Below are 10,439 nucleotides of genomic sequence, written 5' to 3'. Positions count from 1 at the left end.
ACGGAAAAAGTCGAGCTTAGGATTGACGGCGTTTCGTCCTCCGAGTTCGGTGTGCTTGTGAATTTTGCTCTGTCCGGCTGTCAGCGAACGCTGTTGTCCACTTGATCGAGGACGTACAGCCACGGCAGAATGCTCGCTGCACCGCCGGCGGCAGAGCCTAGTCGTTTGCCTGGTCGCCACCATGCGAACCTGCTTTGCGCGTTGTCGATGCGGTCGCGGATGGGGCACGGTTCCAGTGGCGATAGTTCATCCATGGGGCGAAGGCGTCTTCCGCTGCATGCACTCCTTTGGGTTGGGGGGCGTCTTTGGGCGTCGAACGCTTTTGTAGATCGCATGGCTGGCAATCCATGGCCGTAACGGGAACCTGTTGATTTCGACGCCGGTGCATATTCGATCTACTCCCTGGCAGGCGACGCGGGGGCCTTAGTGGTCTCGCTGCTGATCGAAGAAAGAAATGCTTGCCGCTGAGGGCATGCGTGGGTTTCGCGGTCGAAGTCGACTTGATGCGGATGCGAAGACGTTTGTTCGATGGGGGCTCGTTTTCCCGATGCATTCTTTCGACGGGGCGTGTGAATCGAGGGGCTCGAAGGAGCAGGAGTGTTCTGATTCCTATAATCGTTAAGGGGGACGCATTCGTGGGGGGGCTGGTGCCGCGATTTCTGGACCACTGCAAATCGTCCAACTAAGCTCGGGGTTGGTTTGCACTATCGAATCCAGTTTCGCCTTTTCGAAGGTGTGGTTCTTTCAGGGGAGTTCGCTCGTATGGCTGCTGCATCGTTTTCTCGTCGCCAATGGCTCGCGGCATCTGGCGGCACGATGGCTGCAGCTTTGCTGAACCCAAACGGAGCGTTTGCACAAACCGGATCTGCCGTCTCCGACTCAGCCGCTACTGAAAACTCGCACGAGCCGACGTACAGCGAATCGAAATCATTCGATTGGCAATTCGGGATGACGCTCCGCACGCCGGTCACCTTTACCAACGGTTTGGCGACTTTTCCGATTCCGATGGATTGGCCGGAACAGACCGTCACGATCGGGACTCGCGATGTTTCGCAGCAAGTTTCCCACCTCCAGGTTCGCGACCTGCCCGGCGGCGCCCGCCAAGTTGTGGTGGGCATCGCGCGGATGACCGCCAACAGTTCGCTCAACGTGCTGCTCAACTACCGAATCGAAAAACGAAACATCATCGCACCGACCGACACCGGGTCATTGGTGATCCCCACGCGTGCTCCCCGCGAGATGCGATCCTATTTGGGCACCAGTCCGATGATCGACTCGACTCACACGCTGATTCGCAGCCTCTCGCGGCAACTCGCCAGCGAAGCCGAAGGTGACGAGTCCGCATGGCAGACCGTTCGCCGCATCTACGACTGTGTTCGCGAAAAGGTCGCCTACACCGAAGGCCCGATTCGCAATGCGTCGGAAGCATTGAAAGACGGCAAGGGTGACTGCGAAGACATGACGAGCTTGTTCGTCGCGCTTTGTCGCAACGCACAGATTCCCGCAAGAATGGTGTGGATTCCCGGACACTGTTATCCGGAATTCTATCTCGAACGCGATGGCGGCGGGAACGACTCAGGATGCTGGTATCCCTGCCAGGCGGCAGGGACGGAGCAATTCGGCGAGATGCAAGAAGAGCGCCCGATTCTGCAAAAGGGCGATCGATTCAAAGTTCCTGAACAGCGTCAGATCGTTCGCTACGTGAGCGAGTTTTTTCGCTGCGATCGACTCGGCAAAGGTTCACCACGAATCGATTTCGTGCGTGAACTAAAGTCCTGAGTTCGCGATCGGGCGGACTCGGATATCGCGCCAACGGACTTCGTAAGTTTCCGTTTTCTTGCCGATCCCGTGGACTTGCAGACCGATGAATCCTTCGCTCGCCGATTCGGGGTCGACGATATCCGCGATCTTGGTATCGCCGATCCAAGTTTGGATGCGGTCGCCGATCGCACGCACGCGGTAGCGGTTGAACGTTCCGTTTTGATAGGCGTCCTTGATCGGTTGCTCTTTCGTGATCCATCCCCGACCGGTGGCTTCGCCATAGACGTAACCTGATTCGCCGGGTGACGATTCGATTTCGACTTGCGGGCCATAAACGCGACCGCTGTCGTCACGCGTTTTGGAACGGATTTGCACACCGCTGTTGAGTCCTTCGTCGACGTTAACTTCGAACGTCAATTCGAAATCGCGGAAGGTCCGGTCGGTACAGAGAAACGAATTGGGGCTCCCGGTGGCGGTCTTGCCGACGATCACTCCGTCTTCGACACGGTACGACGCGGTTCCGTTTTTCTGTGTCCATCCGACCAGCGATTCGCCATCGAACAGCGATTGCCATCCTTCGCCGTCAAGTGCGGGGGGCGTTTCGAGTGAAGCGGCTTTGTCGGATGTGGAGGCCTTGGGCTGTGCTTCGGCAGCAGCGGCGTTTGCCGGTTCGCCCGAGGCAGCCTCTTTTGATGTCAAAACGCTGCCGTCGACGGCTGGCAGATCGACTTTGCCGTCGGCAGCCCAATCGGTACCGCGGCGAAGCGTGGTTTGAAACGCGAGCCCATTCATGGCGGCAACGTCGTGGCCGAGCGTGGTGTGGAAGATGCGTCCTTCGCCAAATCGAATCGTCATCAGGATCGGTTCATGTTCGCCGGTGCCGCGAGTCGCCGGATCGCTGTACGCGGTCGCGAGCACGTCCATGTTTTCAGCGGGGCCGCGAAGTCGTCCGTACAACTCGTCTGCGACTTGCATGAATGAACGTGGTAAGCCTTTTGTGATTGGATGTTCCGCATCGCGAACGACGATTTGGAACGGGACGCGGCGGCCATGTGTCCCGCCGCCTCCCTTGGACATGTCACGAGTGAACTTTTGTAGGTCTTCTTTCCAGCGAACGTACGGGCCGTCTTTTTCGTTGCGTCCGCCCCATCCGCCGACTCCGATCATGCGGTTGTAGGCGTCCCAAGCAGGGAACGAATTGTCGGCGGCGTGGACGCTGACGAATCCGCCACCGCCAGCCATGTATTCTTCGAATGCTTTCTGCGTCTGGTCGCCCCACGATTCGCCGTTGTAATTAGAGACGACGACGTCGTAGTCAGAGAATGCTGGCGAGAATTCGGAAAAATCACCACCTTTGCCGGGTGATGTCGCCACCGTCACTTCACCGAATCCGCCTGATTCGAGAATTTCGACGATCAACGGAGTGGTCTCTTTCCACTTGTGGTTGTTCTGCCCATCGATAAGCAGGATCTTCAGCGGCGAGGCATTGTCAGCGGCATCAACCCGTGCCGTTGAAATCGGAGTGAAGCCTCCGAAAAACGCGAGTCCTAAAAACAAGAAAGCAAACCAGGACGGGAGAAACTTGGTGTGACGCATTGGGTGGAGACCACTCTTGGGGACAGGAAATCGGGCAGGCAAGTGAGATGCCCAACAGCAACTGAGAACCCGCCAATCTAGCAGAAACACCTCGAACGAAAAAAGCGACATGCCGCCTCGACCGTTTTTTTCCGGTGCGAGGGGCATGTCGCTTGATGCATTCTCCATGCGTGTTGTTCAACCGGCCGGTATTTGGCCGGGGTGAACATTACCGCAGTGGCAGTGAGAATTCGTTGCCGCCGGGGCCGCTGCGACGCGTGATACGCTCGTTTTGCGGTGCCAGGTAGTGTGTCGCTTCTTCGGCGACCAACACCGTGTCGCCGCTGCGGACTTCCGTGCGGAAGCGATGGTGTCCACCTGTTTCCGCTCGTGCGACGATCGTCATGCGAACTTCTTGTCCAGGCTCGATGCGTGAGATCGGATCGATCAAAACTTGACCGGTGATCACCTTGCCGACATGTCCGCTGATCTGTTTCGGTTCAATACCATGACTGAACTGAGCGACCGCTTTGACGTCGAAGGCGGGCTTGCTGCCGCGGTTGCGAATCACGATTTGGTAGGAAACGTCTTCACCGATCGGAGCGGGTGCGGATGGGTCAACGACCGACAGCACGAGGTCAGCGATCGCTTCGACGTTGGTGTCCAAGCTCACGTTGGTTTGTCCAGCCGCGCTGCCTTTGCAGTCGAACGCGAACTGATGCGTTCCGGTGGAATCCATGCGGCATTGGAATTGATACTTGCGAACCGAACCGGGCGACAGCGAAGCGATCTTCCAACGCAATTGGTTGTCGATCATCGTCGCACCTTCCATACCACCCAGATAGGAGACGCCCATCGGCAGTTGCAGGTTGGCGATCACATCTTCGCTCGCGGTGGTACCGTGGTTGGTTAATTCCAACTGGTACAACGCTTCGGCACCTTGGTACTTGGCTTCAGGGCCACTCAAGATCGCTTCGAGGTCGGCGGCGAGCACGCGAACGTTCTTGCCGGCTTCGGCCCGCAGTTCGAGGTCACCGACGGCGAGACCGTGGATCTTTAATTCACCGAGGTCTTGAGCGGTCAGCTCGACTTCGAATTGAGCTTCCTTGCCCGCTGGGATGTCGCCGATGCGTTGGCTTTGCGGCGAGCTCGATTCAGGGCTCAGCGTGAAGACCACTGCCGGTGCGATTCCGTCGCCGGGGTTAAGCACGCGGATTTGGTAGGTCTTCGATTGACCATAGATGACTTCATCGGGGCCGTCGATCGTCAACGCGAGTTGTGGCTCTTGGACCGTCACTTGCACGACTTTCTTTTGCGGTGCGAGTGTCCAGTCGACGTCGAGATCATGCGTTCCCGAGCGAGCGGCTTTCAACCGAACGTACATCGTTTCGCTTTGACCGGCGGGGAGTGTTTCGATCCGCCAGTCCAAGTTTCGGATTTGTTCTTCGGTGGCCGCTTGCACGTCACCGCGGGTGACCTGTTGTCCAACAACATCGGCCCAATCGGGGATATGTGCACGGACAACCAAACCTTCGGCGTCGACCGAACCACGGTTCTCGACACGAATTTCATAGGGATGCGTTTGGCGAATCATGACGCGGCGTGGGCCAGCGGTCAGGATGCGGATCACGGGCAATTCCATTTCGGTCATGTTCGAATTAGGCATGACGTTGATCGCCGGAGTTTGCGGCGTGGTCATCGCGTTAGCGGTCGGAGCAGGAGTTCCGAGTTGGTTTCGCATCGCATTAGGATGCTGTTGTGCGACCGTCGACTGCGTGGCCATCGGTGGGCCGAACGAGTTGCTGCCTTGACCAAAACCGGCACTGCGATAGTTCGGTGTGGTGGGGCTGGTCATCGTTGGATTGCGAGGTGCAAACGCATCGTGGTGTGCCATGAACTGGGAGTCGTGCTGTGCCCGCATGGCTTCAGGTGATTCGTTTTCGACTTCGATTGGCAAGCGATCACTGATCGGGTGCAGAGCCACACCGTTAGGATTGGTGCTGGCCAAGGCGCCGGCTGAACGCCCACCGTCTTGGTTGTTCCCGAACGTGTTCATCCGGTTGTACTGCGGCTGAGGTGCTGCTGCGGCTTGGGTACTTGGTGCTTGCGGGCGGCTCGATGCCGAGTGCACGCTTGTTTCGCCGGGCAAGCTCATGCCAGCCGAATTGTCGGCGGCAGTCGTCGGTGTTCCGAGCGATGCCGGTGGGTTGATCGAAGCGATGTTGGCTTGACGTGCTTCACCGAGTGTAATCGAGGAGATCTGCGTCTTGGGTACGGCAGGTGCGGTGGGGGCCACAGGTGCGGGTGCCGCAGGAACTGTAGCGGCGACCGTTTCTTTGGCGACCTTTTCTTCGACGACGGCTGGGCTGGCAGCAATCGCTGGTTTCTGCTCCGGTGCAGCGGCGGGTTTCTCGGCGGCCGGCTTCTCAGCGACTGGGGCAGGCGCAGTTGCAGCCACGCGAGGAGCGACTTGCGCGACTTCGCGGCTGGCAACGCGAGGAGCTTTGGCTTCCGGCGTTTCGACTTTCTTCGGAGCCGCTTCTGGGGTCGAAGCGCGACGTGAAGAACCACTTTCGCTCTTCGCGACGGATTCCTTAGCCGGTACGGCTTCGGTTTTCGTTTCCGATTTGGCTGGAGCCGCTGGAAGCGTTGGTGTGGTGTTCTTGACGATCTTGCGGCTTACCCGCGGGACCAGCTCGACGTTATCAGGCGTGGTGTTGAGAACCCGCGGCGTCACGCTCTTGACCAACTCGGGAGTGTTCGCGTCGATGCGAGTCGGTTCCGAAGTGGTGGGCTGAACGCTAATCGGGCGACGGCTGCTACGCGAAGCCGACAGCGGGGCGGGACGGCTGCTGCTGGTGCTTTGTGCCGTATCGGTGCTGCTCAGCTTGCGAGGCGTCGTTTGGGTGATCGGTTGTGGTGTTGGCACCGATGTGCGGGTGCTGCGGGCAACGTCAGCGCTCGAGGCAGGTGTGCGTTGAGGCTGAGCGAGTTGGCGACTGCTGGCGCCAGGGTCGCGAATCGGCGCCGGTTGGCTCGCAGCAGTGCGTCCGCCGTTGGGATCGTGGTATGGAATACCGCTCCAATCGACGTTCCGATCGTTCGGTACGGGTGTTGCGTGACGATACGGCTCGTCGCTCTTGCTGCTGCTGGAGCTGCTGCTCGACGAGCCGCCACCGAACAGGTTGCCTAGCAATCCGCCGGCGCGGGCGTAGTTGGAATTGCCCGACCGGCGGGTGGTGGACAATTGCTTGCCGACGACCTGCTGAATCTGGGACGAGTTCTCAAAAGTTTGAGCGGAGGCGACGCTCGCGTTTCCCAAACCGACAGAGCTGGTTACGACCGCGGCTGCGAGCAACGCGGCCATACCGCGTGATCGCCTGGGCGGGCTCAAATAAGACAAAAGGGCGTTGCGGTTCATTAGATTCTCGCCTCGAGGCACGAAAGGGGTGTTCCATCGTGATATCGGCCGAATCGGTCGTCCTTTTTGAATCAATCTTGCGGACTGTACGGATTTGACAAAGAAACCTGGTTGTGACGGCAATGAAAGTCAGGCATAACCACGACCGTGCAGCCGTTTGACGGCCGTTCTCGCCGATCTCGACAGCCCGCTGCCCGTTTGACTTTTCAAAATCACGCCTTCCCTCGAACGCCAAATGTCTCGACGCGAAAAAATCGAAGCGATGCTCCTGGACGATCCCACCGACACGTTCCTGCGTTATTCGCTGGCGATGGAACACCGTAGCGAAGGAAACCACGAGAAGAGTTTGGAGAAATTGGGCGAGCTAACGCGTGACTCCGAGCCGTACGTGCCCGCCTTTTTCATGGCCGGACAACAACTCGTCGAATTGGGGCGAATCAACGAAGCCCGCACGATGTTGCGGGATGGGATCGACGAAGCCCGCCGGCAAGGCAATTCACACGCGGCGGCGGAGATGAGCGAATTGCTGGCGTCGCTGGGCAGCCGGGGCGAATCAGCCGACAACGGTGTGGACGAAGACGACGATCTTTGAAAACAACCGCCTCTCACCATCATTCGACCACCGCCATCGTTATACGACTGGTCGAATTCAGCGAGACGAGTCTCGTGGTCACGTTGCTGACTCGCGATCTAGGACGCATTTCGGCGCTCGCCAAAGGTGCCCGGCGGCTCAAGGGGCCGTTCGAAGGTTCTTTGGACCTGCTGTCTGTATGTCGGATCACGCTGATCGCGAAGGCCGGTGACACGCTCGATTTGCTGACGGAATCCAAGCTTCGGAGACGATTTCGAGCGGGTGAACGATCTTTGGCCCGAACTTATGCGGGATACTATGTCGCCGAAACGCTCAGGTGGTGGCTCGACGATGATGAGAAGCACGAAGAACTGTTCGATTTGACCCTGGCGACCTTGGGGCTGATCGATGGTGACGGACCGATCGCCGAAACGTTGTTGGCATACGATTGTCAATGTCTGCGTTTGCTCGGACACGCACCGGCGACGCGAGCCTGTACGGTTTGCGGCGTGAAACTCGACGCATTCGATCCGTCCTCCGGTGCGGCAAGTCATCGCCGATCGCGGAGAAAACCAAAGATCGCGTTCTCGCTCGATGGTGGAGGCGTCGTCTGTGAAACTTGCCGAGTCCGACAATCGTCTCTCGTTTTGGTTTCGACAGCGACTCTCGAATGTCTCGATGGTTTGCTACAGCCTCTCGGGCACTCTGCCGATGAAAGTGATAACAGCGATTCTACGGGCCGACCGATTGAGAAAGAAACGGTTTTTCCGCTTGGTTCGCTGTTGCCACGGGTGAGCGAAACTTCGTATCCCGAACTGCGTGGTTTAATCAGTCGGTATATGCAAACCTTGCTCGGTCGATCTCTCCGAATGCAAGCCTTCCTCCCAGCGTCGATTCGCGGGCGGTAGGAACACGCGTGCTGACGACTCGACAATGATGATGGAACATCGATGCCTGACCCCAATAACATCCCAGCGACGACCGCGACGTTTCTCAGCATTCCAGCTCCGAGGACCGGCGTTCGAATCCTCACCGTATGTTTAACCGGGCTGCTTGCGGTGGTGTCGTTGTCCTCAATGCACGCCCAAGAGAGTGACGACTCGTTGTGGGAGTCCACCCAAAAGACCGCCGATCGATTCGGCCGATTTATCACCGGGCGTGAACAGCCCGATGCGGCGAAGGCTCGTGATTTGTATCAGGAAGCAGACGGGATCTTTCGAGCTGCCGCGAACGAAGTCAAAACGGTTGCCCGTGACGGTGAAGCCGAGGGGCTCGAGAAAGCCGAATTCGCCCGGGCTGCAAAACTCTTTGCTCGCGCCGCTGATGCCGAGCCAGGTTCCGCGCTCTCGCAAGACGCCATGTTCATGCAAGCGGAAAGTCTGTTCTTTGCAGATAAACTGGTGGCGGCGACGGACGTTTATCAAAAACTACAAAAAGAATATCCCCGCAACCGTCACAACGACCGGGTAGCCGCCCGTCTGTTTGAGATCACGCAGTATTGGATCGACACCGAAAAAGCAAACACGCGTAGCTGGTGGTCGATCAATTTGTTCGATCCGACCCGGCCACGGCTCGACGTGGATGGGCACGCGATCCGCGTGCTCGACCAAATCCGTTACGACGATCCGACCGGACGATTGGCTGACGACGCGACAATGGCCGCGGCTGCAGAATACATTCGTCAAGGCAATTACGAGATGGCCGATGAGTTCCTCACCGACCTTCGCGAAACATTCCCCGACAGCGAACACTTCTTCGTCGCTCATTTGTTGGGCATCCGGGCGAAACTCGAGGTCTACGCAGGCCCGCAATACAGCGGATTGATGCTCGAGGAGGCCGAAAAACTGGTCAACCAGACTCGCCAACGTTTTCCTGACAAGATGCGAGAGCAAGAAACCGCCGACATGATCGCTCGGGCGTCCGCCGAAGTGGCCTACCGCCGCAGCGAACACTTGTACGCTCGGGCACAATACCGAGAGAAGAAAGGCGAGAACCGCGCCGCCTCGGAGTACTACCAAAAAATCCTCGACGACTATCCGAGCACGCCGATCGCCGACAAGGCTCGTGAACGTCTCGAAAAAACAACCACTCGCCCGCCCATTCCACAGCAACGATTGGGCTGGCTCAAGGCCGTGTTCCCCGATTCTCGCCGTTCACCACCCTTGGTGACCAAGTTCGAATCGCAGTCCGGTGACGACAATGGAACGATGCTCCGGTGAACCTCATAGAGATTGCTCACTTGGCGACTGCAAAATGGGGTTCGAGATCGATCGCGATCGTGTTGCTTGTTCTCACGGTCGTCGTCGGTTGTGCGCCGTACCAGTTCGGGAACGCAGCTTTGTTTCCGCCCGGTATCCAAACCGTCCACGTCCCCGTGGTCCGCGACGCGACCTTCCGCCACGACTTGGGGCTGCGTCTGACCGAAGCGTTGATTCGCGAAATCGAATTGCGAACGCCGTATAAAGTGACCGCGGATCCGTTTGCCGACACGACGTTGAAGTGCGAAATCATCGGGGAAACCAAACGCGTCCTTACGGAAACCGACGCCGACTACCCTCGGGCCCTCGATGCGGCGATTCAAGTCCGTGCGTCGTGGTCTGACCGTGCCGGGCGGTTACTGCTCAATAACTCGGTGGTGCCGACCGACGACCTGACGATCCTGTTCAGCCAAGACGAGCGGTTTGTCCCCGAGGCGGGCCAAAGCGTTGACATGGCGATGCAACAAGCGATCGAAGATCTCGCAGGACGCATCGTCAGCCAGATGGAAATACGCTGGTAGCACGCGTTTGGCACAGTCGCGATTTTGGCTCGGTGCTATTTCTGTTTGTATTGAGACTGTTGATCGAGTTCAACTTTTTCGAACACATCCGATTCCGGCGACGTTGATCTCGCCGATGAAGCTCGGACAAAAGAACCCGAGCATCGTCCCGCTGACATTCCCGCGGTCAATGCATTGAACCGCGAGTCGCTCTGTGTCTAGTGCGCAAGTTACTTGGCTAGGCGTGACCGTGTGGAACGACAACCACACTTGAGCACCCATCAGGGCACGACCCGTTGTGAATTGATGCGTCAGTTGCCTACAACAGCGAGTGGTTGAATCCCTGAGCGGTG

The 10,439-nt window shown here is 58.2% G+C and carries 7 protein-coding genes; 5 read left to right on the top strand and 2 right to left on the bottom strand.

Translation table 11 applies throughout. From position 1 onward, the window contains the following. Positions 1-762: 762 nt before the first annotated feature. Complete coding sequence (locus tag NB063_RS26200) at positions 763-1,779, top strand: transglutaminase-like domain-containing protein (protein ID WP_250931997.1); 1,017 nt, start codon at positions 763-765, stop codon at positions 1,777-1,779. On the opposite strand, the gene NB063_RS26195 is transcribed toward NB063_RS26200, so the two are convergent. Continuing rightward, positions 1,768-3,357, bottom strand: coding sequence for a family 16 glycoside hydrolase (locus NB063_RS26195; RefSeq protein WP_250931996.1), 1,590 nt, complete (start codon positions 3,355-3,357; stop codon positions 1,768-1,770). The genes NB063_RS26200 and NB063_RS26195 overlap by 12 nt on opposite strands. A gap of 208 nt (positions 3,358-3,565) precedes the next feature. Continuing rightward, the gene (locus NB063_RS26190) at positions 3,566-6,703 is read right to left on the bottom strand and encodes a COG1361 family protein (RefSeq protein ID WP_407652727.1); all 3,138 of its coding nucleotides are present in this window, start codon (positions 6,701-6,703) and stop codon (positions 3,566-3,568) included. Positions 6,704-6,992: 289 nt separating this feature from the next. Here NB063_RS26190 and NB063_RS26185 point away from each other — a divergent pair, with 289 nt between their 5' ends. Genes NB063_RS26185 through lptE form a run of 4 tightly spaced genes read left to right on the top strand, consistent with a single transcriptional unit; the run spans position 6,993 to position 10,107 of the window. Beyond that, positions 6,993-7,349, top strand: a complete 357-nt coding sequence (locus NB063_RS26185; protein WP_250931992.1) for a tetratricopeptide repeat protein — start codon at positions 6,993-6,995, stop codon at positions 7,347-7,349. Continuing rightward, a complete protein-coding gene (recO, locus tag NB063_RS26180) occupies positions 7,346-8,236 on the top strand; it encodes a DNA repair protein RecO (protein ID WP_250931991.1) in 891 nt (296 codons plus the stop codon). The genes NB063_RS26185 and recO overlap by 4 nt, the downstream gene beginning before the upstream one ends. A gap of 42 nt (positions 8,237-8,278) precedes the next feature. Next, on the top strand, positions 8,279-9,547 hold the full coding sequence (locus tag NB063_RS26175) for a tetratricopeptide repeat protein (RefSeq protein ID WP_250931989.1): 1,269 nt from the start codon (positions 8,279-8,281) through the stop codon (positions 9,545-9,547). Positions 9,548-9,597: 50 nt separating this feature from the next. After that, the gene (lptE, locus tag NB063_RS26170) at positions 9,598-10,107 is read left to right on the top strand and encodes an LPS assembly lipoprotein LptE (protein WP_407652726.1); all 510 of its coding nucleotides are present in this window, start codon (positions 9,598-9,600) and stop codon (positions 10,105-10,107) included. The last annotated feature ends 332 nt before the right edge of the window (positions 10,108-10,439 follow it).

Origin of the sequence: Aporhodopirellula aestuarii, assembly GCF_023701485.1 — a bacterium.
In the GTDB taxonomy this organism is placed as follows: Bacteria; Planctomycetota; Planctomycetia; order Pirellulales; family Pirellulaceae; genus Rhodopirellula; species Rhodopirellula aestuarii.
This window is presented reverse-complemented; position numbering and strand designations above follow the sequence as displayed.

What these genes read in the sequence shown, in the direction of transcription:
- NB063_RS26190 (WP_407652727.1), bottom strand. Translation starts at nt 6,703, where the DNA reads ATGGCCGCGTTGCTCGCAGCCGCGGTCGTAACCAGCTCTGTCGGTTTG.
- NB063_RS26175 (WP_250931989.1), top strand. Translation starts at nt 8,279, where the DNA reads ATGCCTGACCCCAATAACATCCCAGCGACGACCGCGACGTTTCTCAGC.
- NB063_RS26195 (WP_250931996.1), bottom strand. Translation starts at nt 3,357, where the DNA reads ATGCGTCACACCAAGTTTCTCCCGTCCTGGTTTGCTTTCTTGTTTTTA.
- NB063_RS26185 (WP_250931992.1), top strand. Translation starts at nt 6,993, where the DNA reads ATGTCTCGACGCGAAAAAATCGAAGCGATGCTCCTGGACGATCCCACC.
- NB063_RS26200 (WP_250931997.1), top strand. Translation starts at nt 763, where the DNA reads ATGGCTGCTGCATCGTTTTCTCGTCGCCAATGGCTCGCGGCATCTGGC.